Source organism: Roseateles aquatilis, from assembly GCF_002205645.1.
GTDB classification, from domain to species: domain Bacteria; phylum Pseudomonadota; class Gammaproteobacteria; order Burkholderiales; family Burkholderiaceae_C; genus Roseateles; species Roseateles aquatilis.
Map to the genome: position 1 here is coordinate 43,637 of NZ_NIOF01000013.1, position 22,344 is coordinate 65,980.

16 protein-coding genes are annotated in these 22,344 nt (G+C 69.8%); 11 read left to right on the forward strand and 5 right to left on the reverse strand.

Annotated features, from left to right (window positions below):
* Nucleotides 1-63: 63 nt before the first annotated feature.
* The 4 genes from CDN99_RS22205 to CDN99_RS22220 all read right to left on the reverse strand — a co-directional run bounded on the left by CDN99_RS22205 (nucleotide 64) and on the right by CDN99_RS22220 (nucleotide 7,212).
* Nucleotides 64-1,197 (reverse strand): YbdK family carboxylate-amine ligase, encoded by a 1,134-nt coding sequence (locus CDN99_RS22205; RefSeq protein ID WP_088387099.1) that lies wholly within the window; start codon nucleotides 1,195-1,197, stop codon nucleotides 64-66.
* Nucleotides 1,194-2,435: a cation:proton antiporter gene (locus tag CDN99_RS22210; protein ID WP_238139658.1), complete on the reverse strand. Its 1,242-nt coding sequence runs from the start codon at nucleotides 2,433-2,435 to the stop codon at nucleotides 1,194-1,196. Before CDN99_RS22210 ends, CDN99_RS22205 begins: the two co-directional genes overlap by 4 nt.
* A gap of 246 nt (nucleotides 2,436-2,681) precedes the next feature.
* Complete coding sequence (locus tag CDN99_RS22215; RefSeq protein WP_088387101.1) at nucleotides 2,682-6,089, reverse strand: ligand-binding sensor domain-containing diguanylate cyclase; 3,408 nt, start codon at nucleotides 6,087-6,089, stop codon at nucleotides 2,682-2,684.
* A 142-nt stretch (nucleotides 6,090-6,231) separates the two neighbouring features.
* Nucleotides 6,232-7,212, reverse strand: coding sequence for a potassium channel beta subunit family protein (locus CDN99_RS22220; RefSeq protein ID WP_088387102.1), 981 nt, complete (start codon nucleotides 7,210-7,212; stop codon nucleotides 6,232-6,234).
* 236 nt (nucleotides 7,213-7,448) lie between these two features.
* Here CDN99_RS22220 and CDN99_RS22225 point away from each other — a divergent pair, with 236 nt between their 5' ends.
* The 9 genes from CDN99_RS22225 (at nucleotide 7,449) to CDN99_RS22265 (ending at nucleotide 18,675) form a co-directional block, all read left to right on the forward strand.
* Entirely contained in the window at nucleotides 7,449-9,233 is a 1,785-nt protein-coding gene (locus CDN99_RS22225; RefSeq protein ID WP_088387103.1) for an alkaline phosphatase D family protein, read from the forward strand.
* Nucleotides 9,234-9,372: 139 nt separating this feature from the next.
* Nucleotides 9,373-10,644 carry an FAD-dependent monooxygenase gene (locus tag CDN99_RS22230; RefSeq protein WP_088387104.1) on the forward strand — a complete coding sequence of 424 codons (1,272 nt, stop codon included), beginning with the start codon at nucleotides 9,373-9,375 and terminating at the stop codon, nucleotides 10,642-10,644.
* 25 nt (nucleotides 10,645-10,669) lie between these two features.
* A complete protein-coding gene (locus CDN99_RS22235) occupies nucleotides 10,670-12,028 on the forward strand; it encodes an MFS transporter (protein ID WP_088387105.1) in 1,359 nt (452 codons plus the stop codon).
* Nucleotides 12,029-12,100: 72 nt separating this feature from the next.
* Nucleotides 12,101-13,093 carry a Fic family protein gene (locus tag CDN99_RS22240; protein ID WP_088387106.1) on the forward strand — a complete coding sequence of 331 codons (993 nt, stop codon included), beginning with the start codon at nucleotides 12,101-12,103 and terminating at the stop codon, nucleotides 13,091-13,093.
* Between the two features lie 236 nt (nucleotides 13,094-13,329).
* A complete protein-coding gene (locus CDN99_RS22245) occupies nucleotides 13,330-14,562 on the forward strand; it encodes an ABC transporter substrate-binding protein (RefSeq protein WP_088387107.1) in 1,233 nt (410 codons plus the stop codon).
* A gap of 61 nt (nucleotides 14,563-14,623) precedes the next feature.
* Nucleotides 14,624-15,499, forward strand: a complete 876-nt coding sequence (locus CDN99_RS22250; protein WP_088387108.1) for a branched-chain amino acid ABC transporter permease — start codon at nucleotides 14,624-14,626, stop codon at nucleotides 15,497-15,499.
* Nucleotides 15,500-15,505: 6 nt separating this feature from the next.
* Nucleotides 15,506-17,437, forward strand: a complete 1,932-nt coding sequence (locus CDN99_RS22255) for a branched-chain amino acid ABC transporter ATP-binding protein/permease (RefSeq protein ID WP_088387109.1) — start codon at nucleotides 15,506-15,508, stop codon at nucleotides 17,435-17,437.
* 17 nt (nucleotides 17,438-17,454) lie between these two features.
* On the forward strand, nucleotides 17,455-18,177 hold the full coding sequence (locus CDN99_RS22260; protein WP_088387110.1) for an ABC transporter ATP-binding protein: 723 nt from the start codon (nucleotides 17,455-17,457) through the stop codon (nucleotides 18,175-18,177).
* 192 nt (nucleotides 18,178-18,369) lie between these two features.
* On the forward strand, nucleotides 18,370-18,675 hold the full coding sequence (locus tag CDN99_RS22265; protein WP_088387111.1) for a hypothetical protein: 306 nt from the start codon (nucleotides 18,370-18,372) through the stop codon (nucleotides 18,673-18,675).
* A gap of 53 nt (nucleotides 18,676-18,728) precedes the next feature.
* On the opposite strand, the gene CDN99_RS22270 is transcribed toward CDN99_RS22265, so the two are convergent.
* Nucleotides 18,729-19,520, reverse strand: a complete 792-nt coding sequence (locus CDN99_RS22270; protein WP_088387112.1) for an SDR family NAD(P)-dependent oxidoreductase — start codon at nucleotides 19,518-19,520, stop codon at nucleotides 18,729-18,731.
* 125 nt (nucleotides 19,521-19,645) lie between these two features.
* On the opposite strand from CDN99_RS22270, the gene CDN99_RS22275 reads away from it, so the two are divergent.
* Together CDN99_RS22275 and CDN99_RS22280 are read left to right on the forward strand one after the other, a co-directional pair.
* Nucleotides 19,646-20,605, forward strand: a complete 960-nt coding sequence (locus tag CDN99_RS22275) for a LysR family transcriptional regulator (protein ID WP_088387113.1) — start codon at nucleotides 19,646-19,648, stop codon at nucleotides 20,603-20,605.
* A gap of 24 nt (nucleotides 20,606-20,629) precedes the next feature.
* Nucleotides 20,630-22,234, forward strand: a complete 1,605-nt coding sequence (locus CDN99_RS22280; RefSeq protein WP_088387114.1) for a GGDEF domain-containing protein — start codon at nucleotides 20,630-20,632, stop codon at nucleotides 22,232-22,234.
* The last annotated feature ends 110 nt before the right edge of the window (nucleotides 22,235-22,344 follow it).

Consider the following 22,344-nt stretch of genomic DNA (forward strand, 5'->3'; position numbering starts at 1 on the left):
GCTGCTCGAGATCGCAGGGGCGATCTCGAGCGAGAGCACCACATGCGGAGGTCACATCGCCGCTCACCGCCCCGCCACCGGCCTCCCCGCCCACCGCTCGCACTGCTGCCGCACCAGCTCGTTCAGCAGCTGCTCCTTCTCCACGACGCCACGCGCCCACGTCGCGTCGTTGCCCTGCCAGCGCATTTCCTCGCGGACGTAACGCAACGCCGGTTCCGCCTTCAGCGCGACCGCGTGCGGCTCCAGCGCGTGCAGCGTGACGTTGAGGTCTTCGCGCAGGCTGCGGTGCTCGCCGCTCTTGGGGTCCACGAAGGTGCCGTCCAGCCCGAAGCGGCAGGCCTGAAAGCGGTTGAAGGTGTAGGGCAGGTAGTCGTCCTCGGCCAGCGCGAAGGGCTGGTCGTGCGAGATCCACCGCGCCAGGCACTGGATCAGCGCCGCCAGCGCCGATGCCTTCTCGATTGTCAGCGGCGTGTCGAGCACCCGCACCTCGATCGTGCCGAACTCCGGCTTGGGCCGGATGTCCCAGTAGAAGTCCTTCATGCTGCGCACGACACCGGTGTGCGTCATCTTCTCGAAGAAGACCAGGAAGTCGTCCCACGTCAGCACGAACGGCGCGCGGCCCGACAGCGGGAACGCGAACACCGAGTTCAGCCGCGCCGAGTGAAAGCCCGTGTCATTGCCCTGCACATACGGCGAGGAGGCCGACAGCGCGATCAGATGCGGAATGAAACGCGACAGCCCGTGCAGCAGCCGCAGCGCGTGATCGGGGCCTTCGCAACCGATGTGCACGTGCTGCCCGAAGACGGTGAACTGCTTGCTCAAGTAGCCGTAGAGCCCCGAGATTTCGTGGAAGCGCGGCTTGTCGAAGATGCGCTGCTTGCTCCAGTGCTGGTACGGGTGCGTGCCGCCGCCGGACAGGCCCAGGTTGAGCTTGTCGGCGCAGCGCACCAGCGCGTCGCGGGTGACCGTCAACTGCTCCAGCACCTGCTCGTAGTTCGTGCACACGTTGGTGCAGAGCTCGATCATGCTGTCGGTGATCTCGGGCGTGACGTCGCCCGGCAGGGTCTCGCCGGCCATCAGGCGCAACAGGTCCTTGGAGCCGGGCATCAGGTCGTAGTCGTGCCGGTTGACGATCTGGAGCTCCAGCTCCACGCCCATCGTCAACGGCTTGGAGATGGCAAAGGGTTCCAAACTCATCGCTTGGCCTCCCGGACCGGCGTTTCATGCGGTTGATGTTCACCGGCGAGTCTCAGACCCCATTGCACGGCGATCGGCCCGATCAATTCCATCATCGCGATCGTGGACAGGATGATCGGCGCCAGTTGCGCCGCCACGGCCGCGTGGTGCATCTGCAGCTCGCTGAACAGCACCAGCGTCGATCCCGACACCGGGCTCAGGCACACCGCCAGCGCGATGCCCTGGCGCGCGTCGATGCCGCTGACCCGGGCCATGCCGACCAGCGCCAGCGACTTCGCCAGCAGGCGCAGCAACAGCAGCGCCAGCGCCAGCACCGCGCCGGCCGCCAGCGCCTGCAGCGTCCACGCCGAGCCGACCGCGACGAACAGCATCAGCACCAGCACCCCGCCCGCCGTGCCGAAGTGGCGCGGCCAGACCCACGGACGCTCCGTCGTGTTGCGCAGGACCATGCCCGCCAGCAGCGGCACCAGCAGCGTCGACAGGTTCAGCACCCGCGCCACGCTCAGCGCCACCATCACCAGCCCCAGCAGCATCAACACCGAGTTCTCGTTGCGCAGGTCCAGCCGGCGCATCAGCCACGCGATCAGCCGCGCCAGCAGCGTCGCCACCAGGATCGAGCCGATGAACGCGTACAGCGGCTGCGCCACCGCCTCCAGCCAGTCGCCCTTCTGGTCGAGCTGCAGCCAGCCCAGCAGCAGCTTGTGCGCCAGCACGCCGTAGATCGTGTTCAGCGAGGCGAGCGCGAGCATGCGCTCGTTGACCTGGCCGGCCGCGCGCAGTTCCGCGCCGACGCGGCCGATCACGGCACCGCTGGCCGCCATCGTCAACACGGCGCAACTGATCGACAGCAACGGGCTCACGCCCAGCAGCGTCAGGCCGTAGCCGACGGCGACGAAGCTCAGCGTGGCCTCGGCCGCGCTGGCGCCGAGCAGCGCCTTGTTGTTGCGCAACCAGCGCAGGTTGACGCGTGAGCCCATCTCGAAGAGCAGCAGCGCCAGCGCCAGATCGACGACCAGCCGCAACCGCGCGTCCAGCGCGCCGTTGGCGAAGATGCCGTGACCCATCGCCGCCAGCACCATGCCGACGACGCTGTAGCCGACGACGCGCGGCAGGCCGAGACGGCGGTTCACCAGCTCGCCCAGCAGGCCGGCCGCCACCATCGTCAGCGAGGCCCAGAACAGCCAGTCCGGCCGGGGCGGCCAACTGGTGAACTGCAAGAAGTTCGCAAGGTCGTTCATCAAAACGAAGGGTCTCCTCGGTTCGTGGACGGCGGGCCATTCTAGGCCGCGGGTCCGACGGTCTTTGTGCGGATGGCAGTCCATCCTGGCAGTCTTTACCGAACGCTCGATGGCGACGGCGCGGCGGCCCTGTCGGGATGGCTTCCCTCGGACCGCATTGCCGCGCCGGCGCCGTGTTCAGCACGCGCGTGGCAATCGGCGATCCGGGTTCCGGCGAGGTGGCGTGCGGCGCGTCGGCCGCGGGGGTCAGGACTTGCCGTCCGGCATCGTGCCGGACAGGGACGAAGAGCGCACGATCGTCAGATCGCCGCTCGCCAGCCAGTCTGCCATGGGTTCGCGCGAACGGCGCCGCAAATCCATGTCGTCCATCGCAGGCGCATCCAGCACGCCCTGCCAGCCGTCGCGGCCGCCGCGCTTGGCGGCGTACAGCGCCTCGTCGGCCAGCGCGACCACGCCGGCCCAGTCCAGCGCGCGCGGATGCGTCAGCGACAGCGGGAAGGCGGCGAAACCGACCGAGCAGGTGACGTCGATGCGACGCCCGTCGCCCAGGTCGAAGGGCTGGCCGCGGACCTGCGCCCGCGCGCGCTCGGCCAGCTCGGCGGCATGGCGGCGCGTCGTGCCGCGGGCGACGATGAGGAATTCCTCGCCGCCCCAGCGGACCAGGTAGTCGGTCTCGCGGAAGACCGCCGTCAGCCGCTCCCGCATCTGCTGCAGCACCGCGTCGCCGGCGGCGTGGCCGAGCCTGTCGTTCAGCGCCTTGAAGTGGTCCAGATCGAGCAGGAAGAAGATCAGGTCGCCGTTGTCCGGCAGCGGCGCGCCGGGTGGGCGCGGCTGCTCGTGGCGGCGCAGCGCCAGCGCCACGTCGCCGTCGATGTGCTGCGTCAGGAAGCGCCGGTTGCGCAGCCCGGTCAGCGGATCGGAGAGGCTGGATTCCTCCAGCGCCACCGTCTTGGCCTGCAGGTCCAGGGAGAGCCGCTCCAGCTCCGCCGTGCGCGCGCGCACCTTGAGCTCCAGCGCCAGTTGCGAGCGCCGCAGGTACGAGGTCCGCAGCGCCACCAGCGCGTAGACGATCGCGATCAGCACCGCGCCGCCGAGCGCGCGCGCCCACCAGGTCTGCCACCAGTCCGGCATCACCTGGATGGGGATGCTCAGTTCGCGCGGGCTCCACACGCCGTTGCGGTTGGTGCCGCGCACCCGCAGCAGGTAGCGGCCCGGATCGAGGTTGGTGTAGACCGCCACGCGCAGGTCGGCGCCGGTGCTGATCCACTCCGGATCGAAGCCTTCGAGCTGGTAGGTGTAGCGGTTGCGCTCCGGCTCGCTGAAGTCGAGCGCGGCGAATTCGACGCTGAAGCTGCGGTTGTGCGCGTTCAGCGTCAGGCCGTCCTGCGGTAGCTTGCCGGCCGCGAGCCGCTGGCCGTCCACGCGCAGTTCGGACACCGCCAGCGCCGGCTGGTACGCCCAGGCCTCGAAGCGCTCCGGCGTCACCACCAGCACGCCCTTGCTGCCGCCGAACAGCAGCCGGCCGTCGCGGGTCTTCAGGTAGGCGCGGAACCAGCCCGTGCCGATGTCGACGCCGTCCGCGTTGGTCAGCTCGTAGTAGCTGTCGTTCCTGGGGTCGTAGACGTAGCTCTGCGTCCAGATGCGGCCGTCGGCGTCCTCCAGCAGGTTGGCGCCGAAGGCGCGCCCGACCACGCCGTGCCGCTCGCTGATGCGCTCGAACTCGGCCTCCTGGCCGTCCCAGCGCGTCAGCCGGTGCAGGCCAGACGCGGTGTCTATCCACAGCCGCTGGCCGGAGTCGACCAGCAGGCCGACGATCGAGTGGTGGCTCATGTCGCGGCCGTTGCGCGCGCGGGCCGCGATCAACTGGGTGGCGCCGGGGTCGAGGCGGTACAGGCCCTTCTCGGTGCCCACCCACAGCCCGCCGTCGGCGGTCTCGGAGAGCGCGTTCACGTCGCCGGTGAGCGGCTGCCCGCCTTGCTGCGTGAGGCGCACCGCCTGCGTCGCCTTGGGCGGCAGGCGGTAGAGCCCGTCCTGCGTGCCGATCCACAGGCTGCCGTCGCTGCCGGCCAGCAGGCGCCGCGCGCGGCCGGCGCCGGCCTGCAGGACGCGCAGCAGTTGGCGGTCGCGGCTGTACTGGTGCAGGCCGCCGTCGCTGCCGAGCCAGACGGTGCCGTCCTTCATCTGGACCAGGCTGGAGATGCGTCCGCCCGCCAGCCCGCCGCGCTTGCCGGGCTCCGGCCGCAGCGTGGCGATGGAGCGCAACTGCTCGTCCAGCACGGTCACGCCGCTCTCGTTGCTGCCCAGCCAGATCTCGCCGCTGTCCAGCTGGACCATCGCGCGGGTGCTGGGGTCGACCAGCTGCGCCTGCGCGCCGGGGTCGCGGCCGCGGACCCAGGTGCTGGTGTTGGACGGGTTGTGGCGTTGCAGCCCGCCGCCGTAGCCGCCGGTCCAGATCCAGCCGGCCTGGTCGCGCATCAGCGCGCGCACCTCGTTGCCGCCGAGGCTGGACCGGTTCAGCGGGTCGTGCTTCATCGTCCGCAGCAGGCGGCCGTCGGCGACGGCGCGCAGTTCCAGTCCGCCGTTGCGGCCCAGCCAGAGGTGGTCGCGGTCGAGCGCGACGAAGCTGTTCACCGAGCCGTTGACGGCCTCCTCGGCGCGTTCGAGCAAGGCGCCGTCGCCGGTCCTCGGATCGACCATCGCCAGATCGCCCTGCTGCGTGCCGGCCCAGATGCGGCCGTCGGGCGCCTCGAACAGGCTCAGCACGATCTTGCCGGCCAGGCCGGGCTGGCCGGGCGTCGAGAAGACCGGCTCGAAACGGTCGGATCCGGCGCGCTTGCGGGCCAGGCCCTGCCAGGTGCCGACCCACAAGGAGCCTTCGCGGTCCACCACCAGCGCCTGCACCCGGTCGTCCGGCAGGCTGCCCGGCTGGGCGCCGCGGCGGAAGTGCTGGAAGCGGCCCTCGGCCGGGTCGTAGCGGTCCAGGCCATGGCCGATGGTGCCGATCCACAGCAGGCCGTCGCGGTCCTCGGCCAGCGCGCGGATCGTGCCGGCGGAGACGGCGCTGCGCGGCTGCGTCGGGCTGGCGTCGGAGCGGAACAGCGACAGCTTCTCGCTCGCCGGGTCGTAGGCGGCCAGCCCGTCGGCCTCGGTGCCGATCCAGAGCCGACCGTCGCGCGCGACCAGCAGGCAGCGGATGAAACCCAGGCTGCGTGCGGACCGGACGCCGTTCTCCAGCGGCGCGCCGGGTTGGCGGAAGTTGTAGCCGTCGAAGCGCACCAGCCCCGCGCCGGTGCCGATCCACAGGAAGCCCGTCTGGTCCTGCGCCAGCGCCGAGATGACGTTGAGCGGGACCGGCGCATCGATGCCGACGGTCTCGAAGCGGGGTTCGGCCAACACGGCCTGCTCGCGGCGCGCGCCGTCGAGCCGTGGCGGACGTTCAGCCGCCGTCACCACCGCCGGCGCGGACGCGGACCGGGCGGGCTGGACGAGTGAAGCGGGGGTGGGCGCGGTGGCGCCGGCCGGCGCCGAGGTCGCGATGCTGGCCGGCTGCGCGCGCGCGGACGCGGCCGACGCGCCCCGTGTCACTGGTCCCAAAACCAGCGCGACGGTGGCGCATAGACAAGGCAGGAGGAAAGCGGCACGTCGTCGCAGCATCGCGCGGCATGCTAGCGCGGCGTACCGCGGGATTGCGGCGCCGGAGCGACAGGATCGCCCCGTCAATGAGGGGCTTGCAGGGCGGTCTGCGGACAAACCCTGACCCCCACGGCCCGATCGGGCCCGGGGGCCGGGGTCGGACTCACTTGGCCAGCGGCAGGGTGATGGCGTCGATGCGGGCCAGGATCTCCGGCGTCAGCCGGGGCGTGACCGCCAGCGCGCCCAGGTTGTCCTGCAACTGCGACAGCTTGCTGGCGCCGAGGATGATGGTCGACACGCGCGGGTTGCGGTTGATCCAGGCCAGGGCCAGTTGCGCCATCGAGCAGCCCAGCTCCCCGGCGATCACCTCCAGCTCGCCGACGGCCGCGTTGCGCTTGGGCTCCTGCAACTGCTCGCGGATCCAGGACATGCTTTCCAGCGAACCGCGGCTGCCCTCGGGGATGCCGTTGCGGTACTTGCCGGTCAGCAGGCCGGACGCCAGCGGGCTCCAGGTGGTCAGGCCCAGGCCGATGTCGTCGTAGAGGCGGGCGTATTCCTGCTCGACGCGCTGGCGGTGGAACAGGTGGTACTGCGGCTGCTCCATCACCGGCTTGTGCAGGTGGTGGCGCTCGGCGATCTCCCAGGCGGCTCGGATGTCGGCGGCGCTCCACTCGCTGGTGCCCCAGTACAGCGCCTTGCCGCGCGTGATCATGTCGCTCATGGCCCAGACGGTCTCCTCGATCGGCGTGTGCGGATCGGGGCGGTGGCAGTAGACCAGGTCGATGAAGTCCAGGCCGAAGCGCTTGAGCGAGCCGTCGATGGCCTGCGTCAGGTACTTGCGGTTCAGCGTGTCCTTGTAGTTGATCGTGGTGCCGTCCTTGTCGATGCCCCAGTAGAACTTGGTCGACACGACGTAGGTGTGGCGGCCCCAGCCGAGCTGCTTGAGCACCTGGCCCATGATCTCCTCGCTCTTGCCGAGCGCATAGGCCTCGGCGTTGTCGAAGAAGTTGATGCCGGCGTCGCGCGCGGCGGCCATCAGTTCGACGGCGGAGCCGGTGTCGACCTGGTTGTGATACGTGACCCAGGACCCCAGGGACAGCTCGGACACTTGCAGGCCGCTGCGGCCCAGACGACGGTATTGCATTTCGAGTTTCCTCTCCAACGCCCCGTGCGGGGCAAACAGCGCGAGAGGGTAACGGAGCCGCGCGGCCGCGTCAGCGCGACCCCGCCAAAGCCCCGTGTCGCGGTGGCGGCTTGTACAGCGGGCAGGCCGCCGCCGTCGTGTCATGGCGCCTTCATGGCGGGCTCCAACAATCGCCCCACCGATCACGCCGGCATGACGTCGCGCGGCTCCCCCTTCATTCCCGCACCGCCATCGCCATGACCCCATCCAAGCGCTCCCCGTTGCTGAACCTGCTTCAGAAGGACGCGCCCACGGCGCCCGCCGAAGGCATCGACCACGGCCGGCGCCATCTGGTGCGCGGCGCGCTGGCGGCCGGCGCACTGGCTGGCCTGCCGCTGGCGGGCTGCGGCGGCAACGACGACGACGCGCCCGCGGTTGCCGTCGTCTTCAGCCATGGGGTGGCCAGCGGCGACCCGCTGAGCGATCGGGTCATCCTCTGGACGCGCGTCCTGGCGCAGGACAGCGCCGACACGCGCGATGTGCCCTTGTCGTGGGAGGTGGCCGCCGACGCCGACTTCCGCACCGTACTGAGCCGCGGCAACGCGACCGCGCGCGCCGATCGCGACTTCTGCGTCAAGGTCGACGCCACCGGCCTGGCGGCCGGCACGCGCTACTGGTACCGCTTCAAGGCCCATGCGGCGACGTCCGTCGTCGGCCGCACGAAGACGCTGCCGACGGGCGCGGTGTCGCAGGTCCGGCTGGCGGTGTTCTCCTGCTCCAACTATCCGACCGGCTACTTCAACGTCTACGCGGAAGCCGCCAGGCGCGTCGATACCGACGCCTACGACGTGGCCGTGCACCTGGGCGACTACATCTACGAGTACGGCGCCGGCCAGTACGCCAGCGCCAACGCGCAGGCGCTGGGTCGCGTCGTCGATCCGGGCAAGGAGATCGTCGCGCTGGCCGACTACCGCCGTCGTTATGCGCAGTACCGCGGCGACGCGGACCTGCAGAAGCTGCACGCGGCGTTGCCGATGATCGCCGTGTGGGACGACCACGAGGTCGCCAACGACGCCTGGAAGAACGGCGCCGAGAACCACCAGCCCGCCGCCGAAGGCGACTACGCGGCGCGCCGCGCGGCAGCGGTGCAGGCCTGGCACGAATGGCTGCCGGTGCGCGACGGCGCCGATCCGCTGCTGATCTACCGCAGCTTCGATTTCGGCTCGTTGTTGTCGCTACATATGCTGGACACGCGCGTCCTCGCCCGCGACAAGCAGCTCGACTACGCCGACTACATCGGCGCCGCCGGCTTCGACAGCGCCAAGTTCCAGACCGACATGGCCCGCGCCGACCGCCAGCTGATGGGCGCCACGCAGAGCCAGTGGCTGCAGCAGCAGATGGCCGCGTCGGCGGCGACCTGGCAGATGCTGGGCCAGCAGGTGCTGATGGGGCGGATGAACATCCCGTCCCCGATCCTGTTCGAGGCCAACGCGCCAGGCACCGGTGTCTCCGTCTCGGCCTACGCCGCGATCGTCGCCAAGGCGCAGGCCAATCCTGCCAGCCTCACGGCGCAGGAGCGGGCGGTGCTGGCCGCGCCGAGCATTCCGTACAACCTGGACGCCTGGGACGGCTACCCGGTCGCGCGCGAGACGCTGCTGGGCACGGCGCGCGCGCTGAACAAGAACCTCGTCGTGCTGGCCGGCGACACGCACAACGCCTGGGCCAGCGACCTGCTGGACATGAACGGCAACGCGATCGGCGTGGAGTTCGCGACCTCGTCCGTTTCCTCGCCGGGCTTCGAGGAGTACCTGCCCAAGGAGAACCCGCAGCAACTGGCCGGCGCGCTGACGCAGCTGATCGGGCCGCTGGTGTACGCCGACACCTGGCGCCGCGGCTACATGGCCGTCACCGCGACGGCGACCGAGTGCCGCTGCGACTGGGTCTTCGTCAACACCATCCTGAGCCGCGACTACACCGCCACGGTGGCGCAGTCGCTGCGCACGCTGCCGGGCGCGGGGCAACGCAAGCTGGTTGGCGTCTGATCCGCCGCGGCGGCTGTTGCAGCAGCCGTTCCGACGGGCGCGTTCCGGACGCATGAGGGCCTCGCGGGAGAGGCCGGCGCTATAGTGACCCGATGCCGGCCGCCTGACGCGGCCGGACGTAGTTTCCGGGTTCGTCGCCATGTCCCAGCCTCACGATTCCGCCGCCGCGTCGGCCGCCACCGATGCCTTCGATGCCGCCTTCGACAGCGAGGCGCCATCGCTGCGTCTGGCCGTCGTCGGCGCGGGGCCGGCCGGGCTGGCGCTCGCGCTGCTGGCGGCCCGCTACCTGCCGCGCGCGCAGATCAGCCTCTTCGACGCCCGTCCGATCGAGCGCGACGTGTCCGGCGATCCGCGCACGCTCGCGCTGTCGCTGGGCAGCGTCCAGTTGCTCCAGCGCCTGCAGGCGTGGCCGGCGGCGCAGGCGCAAGCCATCCGCGAAGTGCATGTGAGCCAGGCGCCGCCGACGCTCTCCAGCCCCTGGTTCGGCCCGTCGGGCGAGCCCGAGGTGCACATCTGCGCCGCCGAGCAGCGCGTGCCGCAACTCGGCGCGGTGCTGGCCTACGGCCAACTGGTCGCGCCGTTGCAGGCCGCCTGGCAGGAGGCCAGCGCGCGCGAGCCCCAACGCCTGATCAGCCGCTTCGGCCAGGCGGTGGACGGCATCCGGCACGACCGCCCCGACGAGGTCGAGATCGACGCCGGCATCGCCGAGCGTTTCGACCTGGCGGTGGTGGCCGAGGGCGGCGTGTTCTCCGACCAGGCGCGCAAGGCGCTGACGCACGATTACAGGCAGAACGCGTGGGTCGGCACGGTGACCTTGTCGGCGGACAGTCCGGTCGGCGTCGCCTACGAGCGCTTCACCCGTCGCGGGCCGCTGGCCTTGCTGCCGCTACCCGACCGCGAGGGGCAGCGCCGCGCCGCGCTGGTCTGGTGCCAGCCACAGGACGAGGACGAGGTCGCCGGCCTGACCGACGCGCAGCGGCTGACGGTGATCCAGCAGCAGTTGCCGGACCGTGTCGGCCGCTTGCGGGGGATCAGTCCGCTGAAGTGTTTCCCGCTGGGCCTGAACGCCGAGCGCACCCTGGTCGAGGGCCGCCGGATCCGCATCGGCAACGCCGCGCAGACGCTGCATCCGGTGGCGGGGCAGGGCCTGAACCTGGGGCTGCGGGACGCGTTCGCGCTGGTCGAGGCGCTGCGCCGCGAGCCGCGCGTCGACCTGGCGCTGCGGCGCGTCGAATGGCAACGCGCCCCGGACCGCTGGGCGACGATCCTGACCACCGATTTCCTGGCCCGTACCTTCGCCTGGCGCTGGCCGGGCCTGCCGGCCGCGCGCGGCCTGGGCCTGGCGGCGCTGCAGGCGCTGCCGCCGCTCAAGCGCGCCTTGGCTGGCCAGATGATGTTCGGACGCCGCTGAGCGCCCGAGCCGAGGATCCCTTTCGATGAGCCGTCCCCCCGAGGCACCGGCACCGGGCGCCGCGTCGCCGTCGGTGCCTGGCGCGCCGCCCGATTCCGCGGCGGCCTCCGGCCCCGCCGCCGCTGCCGTACCAGTTGCACCTGCGACACCTGCCGTGCCGCCCGCGCCTTCCCCGCCCTTCGCGTCCGCCGACTACGCCGAGCCCGGCAGCGCCGCCTACCGTCGCATCACGTTCGCGCTGTTCCTGGCGGGCTTCACGACCTTCTCGCTGCTGTACAGCGTGCAGCCGCTGCTGCCGCTGTTCGCGGCGGAGTTCCACGTCGGCGCGGCCACGAGCGCGCTGTCCCTGTCGCTGGCGACGGGGTTCCTGGCGTTCGCGATCCTGTGCGCGGGCGCGCTGTCCGAGAGCATGGACAGGCGCCGCCTGATGTTCGCGTCGATGGCGATGGCGGCGGTGCTGAACCTGATTGCCTCGGTGGTGCCGAGCTGGCACGCGATGCTGATCGCGCGTGCCCTCGAAGGCCTGGTGCTGGGCGGCGTGCCGGCGGTCGCGATGGCCTACCTGGCCGAGGAGATCCACCCCCGGGGCCTGGGCCGCGCGATGGGGCAGTACGTCGGCGGCACGGCCTTCGGCGGCATGATGGGCCGGGTCGGCGTGAGCCTGCTGAGCGACGCCTTCGGCTGGCGGCCGGCGCTGTTCGTGGTCAGCGTCATCGGCGTGCTGGCGGCGATCGGGTTCTGGTTCCTGCTGCCGCCGTCCAGACATTTCGTGCGGCGCAGCGGGGTCAAGCTGTCGGAGCACGTGGCCGCCTGGCGCGGGCACCTGACCCATTCGTCGTTGCCGCTGCTGTTCGCGATGGGCTTCCTGATGATGGGCATGTTCGTCGCGGTCTACAACTACGCCGGCTTCCGGCTGATGAAGCCGCCGTTCTCGCTGAGCCAGAGCGCGATCGGACTGATCTTCTGCGCCTACCTGTTCGGCATCGTCGCGTCCACGATGGCCGGCGGGTTGTCGGACCGCTTCGGCCGCGCGCCGGCCTTGCTGTCGGGCATCGCGCTGGCGATCGCGGGCGTGCTGCTGAGCCTGCTGACGTGGCTGCCCGCGGTGATCCTGGGCATCGTGCTGCTCACCATCGGCTTCTTCGTCGCGCACTCGGTCAGCAGCGCCTGGGTGGGCGCGCTGGGCGGGCGCAGCAAGGGGCACGCGGCATCGCTGTACCTGCTCGCGTACTACATCGGCTCCAGCACGCTCGGCGCGATGGGCGGGTGGTTCTGGGACCACAGCGGCTGGGGCGCGCTGGTGGGCTATGCGCTGGCCTTGCTGGCCATCGCGGCGGCCACGGCCTGGACGCTCAGGACGCGCCAACCCGTGCTTGCGGATTGAGGCAGGTTCAGGTCATTTCCGGGTGCGCCCGGATTTGAAGAATTCGGCATCTCACGACTCGCGAGATGCCCCATGCACAACGACGCTGCCCTCGGCTGGTCCATCCCGGCACGCTCTCCCTTTCCGGAGGAGGACCTTCACTTCTCGCGGCCCGCGCACGCCCGTCCGGCGGCGCCTTTCCGCGATGAGTACCTCGATCCGGAGCCCGGCCTGGACCCGATGCGCGCCGGCCGATGCGCGTTCATCCAGGCGATCGCCCGTCCGCTCGACCGCGACTTCCTCGCCGAGTTCCTGGTGGACTTCACCTGGGCGTCGTCGCTGCTGGAGGGGAGCAGCTATTCGGTGCTCGACACCGCGGCGCTGCTCGAATGCGGCGAGCGCAACCGGTCCAAGCCCATGGACGAGGCCGTCCTGGCGCTCAACCATCAGCGCGCCGCGGAGCACCTGTGGTCGCACCGGGAGCTGTCGCTCGACAACCTCTGCCGGATGCATGCCCTGCTGACGGACGACCACGGCCTGGCGGACGTGTGCGACTCGGATCACTTTCTTCCGGTCGAGCAACGCGGCAGGCCGCGGGAGTACCAGGAAATCAACCTCCACCAGTCGGCCTACCTGCCGCCGTTCCGCCCCGGGACGGGGCATGCGACCTCGCTGCTGGAGCAGGTCATCGCCGTCGCGCGGACCTTGCATCCGGTGCAGGCGGCCTTCTACCTGCTGACGCGCGTGGCCTACATCCAGTCCTTCGCCAACGGCAACAAACGCACCGCGCGGATCGCCGCCAACGTGCCCTTGCTGCAGTCGCGGCTGTTGCCGCTGTCGTATGTGGACGTCGACAAGGCGGACTACCTGCGCGGGATGGTGGCGTTCTATGAGCTCGGAAGCACCCGCCTCATGGAGCGAACCTTCATCCGCGCGTATGCGAAATCGGTGGTGAGGGCGAGCCGGGCGGCCGATGTCGAAGGCCGGGCGGGCTTCGATGCAGACGCGATCAGCGAGCAGGTGATCGGGTATGTCATGACCGGCGAGCGCCCCTCTGATCCGCGGGCCGGCCGGTTCATCGGATGAGGCCGTGCCGGGTGGGGCGATGCATCGACGCAGGACGTCCCTTTACCTGACACCACGCTGAACGCCCCGCTCGGGGTTTCCGAGTACGTAGTCGCATGCGTGCATTTCCATGCACTTGATGCACCATGCTTGCAGAAGGCTGACGCCGCGCGTCCGGCTGTTTGTTGTACCGGCGCTCTCGGGTTGGCGTTCCGCCCCCTCAAGGACCAGACCTACAGACCTATTCGGAGACAAACATGAAGTTCAGCGCACGTTGGATGGCCGCATCCGTGCTGGCCGTCGCCAGCTTCGCCGCCCTGGCGGCCGACCCGATCAAGATCGGCGTCGCCGGTCCCTTCACCGGCGGCTCGTCGTCGATGGGCGTCAGCATGCGCGACGGCGTGCGCTTGGCGGCCGAGGAAATCAACAAGAGCGGTGGGGTCTTGGGCCGGCAGATCCAGCTGATCGAACGCGACGACGAGGCCAAGAACGAGCGCGGCGTCCAGATCGCCCAGGAAATGATCAACCGCGAGAAGGTGGTCGCCACCGTCGGCTTCATCAACACCGGCGTCGCCCTGGCCGCCCAGCGCTTCTATCAGGACGCCAAGATCCCGGTGATGAACAACGTGGCCACCGGCTCCGTCATCACCCAGCAGTTCAAGGATCAGCCGGACAACTACGTGTTCCGCAACGCGGCGCATGACAGCATCCAGGCGCCGATGATCGTCGAGGAGGCCGTCACCCGCCGCGGCTTCAAGAAGGTCGCGATCCTGGCCGACTCCACCAACTACGGCCAGCTCGGCCGCCAGGATCTGGAGAAGGCGCTGGAGCTCAAGGGCATCAAGCCGGTGGCCGTCGAGAAGTTCAACATCAAGGACGTCGACATGACGGCCCAACTGCTCAAGGCCAAGGAAGCCGGCGCCGAGGCCATCCTGACCTACGGCATCGGCCCCGAGCTGGCGCAGATCGCCAACGGCATGACCAAGCTGGGCTGGAAGGTGCCGATGATCGGCAGCTGGACCCTGTCGATGGCCAACTACATCGACAACGCCGGCCCCGGCGGCGAGGGCGCGCGCATGCCGCAGACCTTCATCCAGGAGCCGACCACGCCCAAGCGGCAGTCCTTCATCGTCAACTACCTCAAGACGTTCAACCCGAAGAACAGCCGCATCGACTCGCCGGTGTCCGCCGCGCAGGGCTATGACTCGATCTACCTGCTGGCCGCCGCGATCAAGCAGGCCGGCAGCACCGACGGCCCCAAGATCAAGGCCGCGCTGGAAGACCTGAAGGCGCCCGTCGACGGCGTCGTGACGACCTACAACAAGCCCTTCTCCAAGACCGACCACGAGGCCATCACCGCCAACATCCCGGTGTTCGGCGAGGTCAAGGGCCAGCGCGTGGTCTACGCCTACCCGGACGACTTCAAGAAGGCCTCCGAGGTGCGCGTCAAGGACGTGAACGCCAAGGGCGCCCTGACCCAGAAGAAGTAAGCCCCGCGAAACGGCCGCCACGAGCGGCCGTTTCTTCATCCCCAGCAGTTCCGGACTCCGTATGCAGATCCTGACCCAACTGGTGTTCAGCGGCATCGCGCTCGGCATGATCTACGCGGTCATCGCCTTCGGGTACCAGCTGACTTTCTCGACTTCCGACACCCTCAACTTCGGCCAGGGCGACGCGCTGATGCTCGGCGCGCTGGTCGGCCTGACGCTGGTCGGACATGGCGTCAACTACTGGCTCATGATCCCCATCGTGTGCCTGTTCGGCGCGCTGCAGGGCGCCTTCGTCGAGCGCATCGGCGTGCGGCCCGCCATCAAGATCAAGTCGGAGTTCGGCTGGATCATGTCCACCATCGCGCTGGGCATCATCTTCAAGAACGTGGCCGAGAACGTCTGGGGCCGGGACGACCTGAAGTTCCCGTCGCCGCTGCCGGAGGCGCCGCTGAAGTTCCTGGGCGCCAATGTGCTGCCGATGGAGATCCTGGTCGTCGTCGGCGCGCTGCTGATGATGCTGGCGGTGGAGCTGTTCAACCGCCGCTCGATCTACGGCCGCGCCGTCGTCGCCACCTTCAACGACCGCGACGCCGCCAAGCTGATGGGCATCAACACGGGGCTGGTGATCACCTTCTCGTACGCGCTGTCGTCGCTGACGGCGGCCTTCGCCGGCGTGCTGATCGCGCCGCTGACGCTGACCGGCGCCACGATGGGCGCGGTGCTGGGGCTCAAGGCCTTCGCGGTGGCGATCATCGGCGGCCTGACCTCGGGCATGGGCATCATCGTCGGCGGGATCATCCTCGGCATCGCCGAGACCACCACCGGCTTCTACCTCTCCACCGGCTACAAGGACGTGCCGGGCCTGGTGCTGCTGCTGATCGTGCTGGCGCTCAAGCCGGCCGGCCTGTTCGGCAAGACCGCGATCAAGAAGGTCTGACGGTCCATGAAAGCAACGATCGATCCCAAGAAATTCGTCGCGGCCGCGGTCGCCATCGTGGCGCTGTTCGTGTTCCCGCTCGTCTCCGGCAACCCGTACTACATCCACCTGGTCGAGACGATCATGATCTACGCGATCGTGCTCTTCGGCCTGGACATCGTGGTGGGCTACACCGGGCAGGTCTCGCTGGGCCACGCCGGACTGTTCGGCATCGGCGCCTACACGGCCGGCGTGTTGATCACCAAGTTCAACCTGTGGGTGCTGGTGACGCTGCCGATGGCGGTGGGCATCACGGCCGCGTTCGGCGCGCTGCTGGCGCTGCCGGCGCTGCGCGTGACGGGGCCGTACCTGGCGATGGTGACGCTGGCCTTCGGCACCATCATCCAGATCCTGATCAACGAGATGGACTTCCTCACCAACGGGCCGATGGGCATCACGCTGACCAAGCCCAAGCTGCTCGGCCACCAGCTCGACGAGACCGAGTTCTACTGGCTGGTCTGCGTGCTGCTGATCGCGTCGCTGGTGTTCGTGCACCGCGTGCTGCGGTCGCACCTCGGGCGCGCCTTCGAGGCGCTGCGCGGCAGCCCGGTGGCGTCGGACTGCATGGGTGTCTCGGTGTACCGCTACAAGGTCTATGCCTTCGTCATCAGCGCCGGCCTGGCGGGGTTGGCCGGCGCGCTGTACGCCTACTCGGAGCAGTACATCTCGCCCAACACCTACAACTTCGAGCTGACGGTGCTTTTCCTGCTGGCCATCATCATGGGCGGCCGCAAGACCCGCAGCGGCGCGCTGCTGGGCGCGACCATCATCGTGCTGCTGCCCAAGCTGCTGGACGACCTGGAGCTGTTCCGCTACGTCTCGGTGATCTTCGCGGTCGTGGTGGCGGTGGTGACGGTGATCGCCTACCGGCGCGGCAAGATCGGCGCCGGGCAGGCCGCCATTCCGGTGGTGGGCAGCATCGCGCTGGCGGGGCTGTCCTTCGTGCTGCAGACGATGACCGACTGGCGGCTGTCCGTCTTCGGGTTGATCACGCTGTTCGTCGTGTATTACCTGCAGGACGGCATCGTCGGTTTCATCCGCGGCGCGATGCAGATCAAGGCCAGGCCCGTGGGCGAGGGCGGTCCGGTGGGCGCGAAGCCGGCCGACGCCATCGTCAAGGCCGGCGGCAACGACGAGGTGCTGATCGACGCGCGCGGCGTGCTGATGCAGTTCGGCGGCCTGAAGGCGTTGAACAACGTCGACCTGCAAGTGCGGCGCGGCACCATCCACGGCCTGATCGGGCCGAACGGATCGGGCAAGAGCACGATGATGAACGTGCTCACCGGCATCTACGTGCCGACCGCGGGCGATCTGAAATTCGGCGACCGCTCGCTGGTGGGGCGGACGTCCGCGGACATCGCGCTGTCGGGCATCGCGCGGACCTTCCAGAACGTGCAGCTGTTCGGCGAGATGAGCGCCCTGCACAACGTGATGGTGGCGTTGCATCACAGCTTCGACAGCAACCTGCTGCAGGTGGCGCTGCACTCGCCGCGGTACGCGGGCGAGGACGCCGCGGCGCGGGCCCGCGGGCTGAGCCTGCTGGAGTTCGTCGGCCTGTCCGACCTCGCGTTCGAGGAGGCGCGCAACCTGCCCTACGGCAAGCAGCGGCTGCTGGAGATCGCCCGGGCGCTGGCGCTCGACCCGCAACTGCTGCTGCTGGACGAGCCCGCGGCCGGACTGACCGCGCCCGACATCAAGGAGCTGATGCACATCATCGGCAAGATCCGCGACCACGGCATCACGGTGATCCTGATCGAGCACCACATGGACGTGGTGATGGGCATCTGCGACACGGTGTCGGTGCTCGACTTCGGTCAGAAGATCGCCGAGGGCCGGCCCGCGCAGGTGCAGGCCGATCCCAAGGTGATCGAGGCCTACCTCGGCGGCCAGGCGGCCTGAGCGCGGAGCACACGCAGATGCTGAAGATCGATCAATTGCATGCCGGCTACGGCAAGGTCGAGGTGCTGCACGGCATCTCGGTGGAAGTGCCCAAGGGCAAGGTGGTGACGCTGATCGGCTCCAACGGGGCCGGCAAGACCACGACGATGCGGGCGGTGTCCGGGATGATCGCGCCCAGCGCCGGCCAGATCACGCTCAACGGCAAGCGCATCGATGGGCTGGAGTCGTATCACATTGCCCGGCTCGGGCTGGCGCATTCTCCGGAGGGCCGCCGCGTCTTCGCGACGATGAGCGTCACCGACAACCTGCGCCTGGGTGCGTTCCCGCGCTACACCGGCGCGCGCCCCAAGGGTGACGTCGCCGCGGACCTGGAGCGCGCGATGGAGCTGTTCCCGCGGCTGAAGGAACGCCGCCAGCAACTGGCCGGCACGCTGTCGGGCGGGGAGCAGCAGATGCTGGCGATGGCGCGGGCGACGATGCTGAATCCGGAAGTCGTGCTGCTGGACGAGCCGTCGATGGGCCTGGCGCCGATCCTGGTGGAAGAGGTGTTCCGCATCATCGAGCGGCTGAAGTCGCAGGGCGTGACGATGCTGCTGGTCGAGCAGTTCGCCGCCGCGGCGCTGGCGGTGGCCGACTACGGCTACGTGCTGGAGAACGGTCGCATCTCGCTGCACGGCCCGGCGGAGAAGCTGCGCACGGACCCGGCGGTGAAGGCGGCGTATCTGGGCGGGGGGCATTGAGGCGGTCGCCGGCCCCGGCCGGGGCTGCTGAGTTTTCTCGAGACAACTACGCCGACTTTCATCGGGCAGCGCGCCGCTTCAAGCAGTCGGATTTGGTGCGCCGTCGACCGCGAACGCGCAGGTGCTGGCAGCGGACGTCCTGCCTAGAGTGCAGACATCGCCCCCAGGGCTTTGATGCAGTCGAGGTGAAGCATGACGAGCGGGATCAATCAGGATCGGCCTCCGGTGGAGGCGTGGCAGGCGCAGGGGATCTACCCCTTCCACAGGGAGGCCGAGACGCCGGTCGAGTTGCTGGAGCGGCAGCTGTTCGATCAGGTGGCGTGGCTTTTGTCCCGTTTCCATGCTGGCTGCCGGGCGCTCGCGCCGGCGGCGGTCTCGCTGCAGTTCCGGCTGCTGAGGCAGGCGGTCGAATGCGGGCCGGAGGAGCTGCAGTCCTTGTTGACCGAGGTGCTCGATCTGCCGCATGAAGAGCGGCGAGCCGTTCATGTCCGGGCATGACGCCTTGACGCGTGCGGGAGCGATCCCCCTTCGCGCGTCTTGGGCGGTGGGGTTCAAACAAACATCCCGCCCGACGCCTCCACCCGCTGCGCGTTGACCCACCTGCTGTCATCGGACAGCAGCGAGGCCACGACCCGTCCGATGTCGTCAGGCAGTCCGGCGCGGCCGAGCGCGGTCACCGAGGCGACGAACTGGTTGAGCCCCGCCTGATCCCGGACCGCGCCGCCGCCGAAGTCGGTCTCGATCGCGCCGGGGGCCAGCGTGTTGACGCGGATGCCGCGGGCGCCGAACTCCTTGGCCATGTAGCGCGTCAGCACCTCGATGCCGCCCTTCATCGTCGCGTAGGCGCCGTAGCCCGGCAGCGAGAAACGCGCCAGCCCGCTGGACACGTTCAGCACGCTGCCACCGTCGTTGATCATCGGCAGCAGCGCCTGCGTCAGGAAGAACGGGCCCTTCAGATGGACGCGCATCAGCTCGTCGAATTGCGCCTCGGTGGTTTCGGCCAGCGACGCATGCGTGCCCATGCCGGCGTTGTTGACCAGGTGATCGATGCGGTCCCGCCCCCAATGCTGTCGCAGCGCCTGCCGCAGGGCCTGGGCGAAGGCGGCGAAGCTGCCGCTGTCGCCGACGTCGAGTTGCAGCGCCGCGGCACGGGCGCCGAGCGAGTGGATCTCGTCCACCACCGCTTGCGCCTCGCCCTGCTGGCTGCGGTAGGTCACGACGCTGTCGATGCCGCGACGCGCCAACTGCAGCGCTGCGTTGCGGCCCAGGCCGCGGCTGCCGCCGGTGATCACAGCGATCTTCGAGGGCGCAGTGTTGGGGGTGGTGTCGGTGGTCGTGGTCATGGGAACTCCTGCCGGTTGAGACGGGTTAAGACAGCGATCCAGAGATCGATGACGGGACTGTATTGATCCGTTCTTGTCGTATAAATCACCAGAGAACGATTTGACCGTTCATGTGGGATGAACAAATGAGCGACCCTCTCACCACACCACCGCTTTCGATCGAGACCCTGCAGGTCTTCGTCCGCGTGGCCGAACTGGCCAGCTTCACCCAGGCCGCGCAGAGCCTGGGGCTGCCCAAGGCGAGCGCGTCCACGGCCGTCCAGCGGCTGGAGGCGAGCCTGGGCACGCGGCTGTTCCACCGCACGACGCGCCGCGTGCAGCTGACCCAGGACGGGCAGGCCTGCTACGAGCGCTGCAAGGATCTGCTCGCCGATCTCGACGACATGCAGACGATGTTCCAGCCCGCCGCCAGCGGCTTGCGCGGGCGGCTGCGCGTGGACATGCCGATGCGCGTCGCCCATGACGTCGTGATCCAGCGGTTGCCGGAGTTCCTGGCCGCGCACCCCGGGCTGGAGGTCGAGTTGAGCAGCACCGATCGCCGCGTCGACGTCGTGCGCGAGGGCTTCGACTGCGTGCTGCGGGTGGGGCCGCTGAGCGACTCCACCCTCGTGGCGCGGCCGCTGGGCGCGATGGAGATGGCCAACCTCGCCAGCCCCGCCTACCTGGCCCGGCACGGGACGCCGATGTCGCTGGAAGACCTGGCGGACCATCGGCTGGTCCAGTACGTGACGACGCTGGGCCAGCGCTGCCCCGGCTTCGAATGGGTGGACGACCACGGCGCGGCGCACTTCGTGCCCATGGGGGGCTCGCTGACGGTGAGCGATTCCGGCGCGTACACGGCGGCGTGTCTGGCGGGGCTGGGCCTCATCCAGGTGCCCCGGCACGGCGCCGAGCAGGAGGTGCTGGACGGGCGGCTGGTCGAGGTGCTGCCGCGCTGGCGCGCCGCGCCGATGCCCGTGCATCTGCTCTACGCGCATCGCCGCCAGCTGCCGCGGCGCGTTCAGGCCTTCATGCAATGGCTGGCCGATCTGCTGACGCCGCGGCTGTTGCCGCTATCCTCTGCATCCTCGGTTTCGTCGTCCTGAACCTCCCAGCGATCCGTTCCCGCCTTGGACCTGCATCACCTCCCCCAGCAAGCCCGCGCCGCGCTCCAGTCCGGCGACCCCGCCGCCGCTCAGGCGCCTGGCGAGGAATGGCTGCTCATGGCGCTCGAGGAGCGGGACGACGCGCAGCAGGCGCAGGCGCTGCTGCACCTGGCACGCTGCGACCGCGCGCTGCACCGGCCCGGCGACGCCCGCGGCCGCAGCGAGCTCGCCGCGCGGCTGTTCCGGCAGCAGGGCGACGCGTCCGGCGAGGCCGGCGCGCTGTCGGTGCTGGCACACAGCGCGTCGCTGGCCGGCCATCACGAGGAAGCGATCGAGGCCGCCTTGCTCGGCCTGCGCCTGGCGCAGCAACGCGGCGACGGCGCGGCGCTGGTGGTGGCGTTGCAGGACCTGGGCGCGTGCCATGTCTGGGCCCGGAATTTCGACAAGGCCGGCGAGGTGCTGCGGCAGGCCGCCGACGCGGCCAATGCCTGCAAACCGCGCTTGAGCCCGCTGACCGCCTGCCTGTGGCTGGCGATGAGCACGCTGCTGGCGCTCGCCGGTGATCGCGAGCAACGTGGCCAGTTGCCGCCGCTCGGCGCGCTGGAAGGGCACCTGATCAACGCGCGCCACCTGCTGCCGGAAGGCGACGCGGAAACCCGCTGCTGGTGGACGCTGATGCAGACGCTGGCGCAGATCTGGAAGGGCGCGTCGGCGCTGGCGCAGCCGGAGCTGCAGCAGGCGCTGATGCTGCTGCCGGAGCAGGAGCGCCACTGGCTCGCCGCGCTGGCGGGCTGGGTGCAGGCGGAGCTGGCCTGGGCGCGGCGGCTGTGGCCGCAAGCCCGGCGTGCGGCCGCGCAACTGGTGACGCAGGCCGACGCGGTCCAGCACGAGCCGCTGGCGCAGCTCGGCGAGCTGATTGCCAGCCAGATCGAGGAACAGCAGGGGCAGCCGCAACGCGCGCTGCAGCGCATGCGCGCCCTGCGCGAACGCGAGACGCGCGTGCGCATCGCCAGTCTCGCGAGCCGCGAGGAAACGGTGCAGTGGCAGCTCGATGCGCGCCGCAGCGAGCGCGACCGCGCGCAGCTCGCCGACGAGGCGCAGCGGCTGGAGAAGCTGTCGATGGAGGATCCGCTGACGGGCCTCGCGAATCGACGCAGCTTCGAGGCGCATGCCCGGGCGCAATTGAAGGCCGGCGGCGTGGTGAGCCTGGCGCTGATCGATGTCGACCACTTCAAGCAGGTCAACGACCGGCACTCCCACCTGGTCGGCGATCAAGTGCTGAGCCAGATCGCGCGCCTGATGCGCCAGCATGTCCGCGAACACGACATCGCCGCGCGCCTGGCCGGCGACGAATTCGTCCTGCTGCTGCGCGGCGCGACGGAAGAGATCGCGCAGCAGGCCTGCCGCCGCCTCGACGAGGCCGTGCGGCGCCACGACTGGCGCGGCGTGTCCGAAGGACTGCGGGTGAGCATCAGCATCGGCGCGTCGCAGCGCCAGGACGGTGACACGCTCGAATCGCTGCTCGCGCGCAGCGACGCGGCGATGTACGCGGCCAAGCGGGAACGGCAGGGCGCGGCCATGGCCGGCGTCACGCTGATGGACGACGACGAGGGCGATTCGACCGATTGATCGGCCGGAATCGACCGACCGGATCGATTCGGTCGACTGCGCAGGCGGCCGGGATGGCCGTGTTCATCGAGGTTTGCGCGCGTGTGTTTCGAATCAGAAACGCAAAAACG

Bases quoted from the DNA above. Each gene is read 5' to 3' on its own strand.
- CDN99_RS22210 (WP_238139658.1), bottom strand. From the start codon at position 2,435: ATGAACGACCTTGCGAACTTCTTGCAGTTCACCAGTTGGCCGCCCCGG.
- CDN99_RS22220 (WP_088387102.1), bottom strand. From the start codon at position 7,212: ATGCAATACCGTCGTCTGGGCCGCAGCGGCCTGCAAGTGTCCGAGCTG.
- CDN99_RS22225 (WP_088387103.1), top strand. From the start codon at position 7,449: ATGACCCCATCCAAGCGCTCCCCGTTGCTGAACCTGCTTCAGAAGGAC.
- CDN99_RS22215 (WP_088387101.1), bottom strand. From the start codon at position 6,089: ATGCTGCGACGACGTGCCGCTTTCCTCCTGCCTTGTCTATGCGCCACC.
- CDN99_RS22230 (WP_088387104.1), top strand. From the start codon at position 9,373: ATGTCCCAGCCTCACGATTCCGCCGCCGCGTCGGCCGCCACCGATGCC.
- CDN99_RS22260 (WP_088387110.1), top strand. From the start codon at position 17,455: ATGCTGAAGATCGATCAATTGCATGCCGGCTACGGCAAGGTCGAGGTG.
- CDN99_RS22250 (WP_088387108.1), top strand. From the start codon at position 14,624: ATGCAGATCCTGACCCAACTGGTGTTCAGCGGCATCGCGCTCGGCATG.
- CDN99_RS22245 (WP_088387107.1), top strand. From the start codon at position 13,330: ATGAAGTTCAGCGCACGTTGGATGGCCGCATCCGTGCTGGCCGTCGCC.
- CDN99_RS22275 (WP_088387113.1), top strand. From the start codon at position 19,646: ATGAGCGACCCTCTCACCACACCACCGCTTTCGATCGAGACCCTGCAG.
- CDN99_RS22270 (WP_088387112.1), bottom strand. From the start codon at position 19,520: ATGACCACGACCACCGACACCACCCCCAACACTGCGCCCTCGAAGATC.
- CDN99_RS22205 (WP_088387099.1), bottom strand. From the start codon at position 1,197: ATGAGTTTGGAACCCTTTGCCATCTCCAAGCCGTTGACGATGGGCGTG.
- CDN99_RS22235 (WP_088387105.1), top strand. From the start codon at position 10,670: ATGAGCCGTCCCCCCGAGGCACCGGCACCGGGCGCCGCGTCGCCGTCG.
- CDN99_RS22265 (WP_088387111.1), top strand. From the start codon at position 18,370: ATGACGAGCGGGATCAATCAGGATCGGCCTCCGGTGGAGGCGTGGCAG.
- CDN99_RS22255 (WP_088387109.1), top strand. From the start codon at position 15,506: ATGAAAGCAACGATCGATCCCAAGAAATTCGTCGCGGCCGCGGTCGCC.
- CDN99_RS22240 (WP_088387106.1), top strand. From the start codon at position 12,101: ATGCACAACGACGCTGCCCTCGGCTGGTCCATCCCGGCACGCTCTCCC.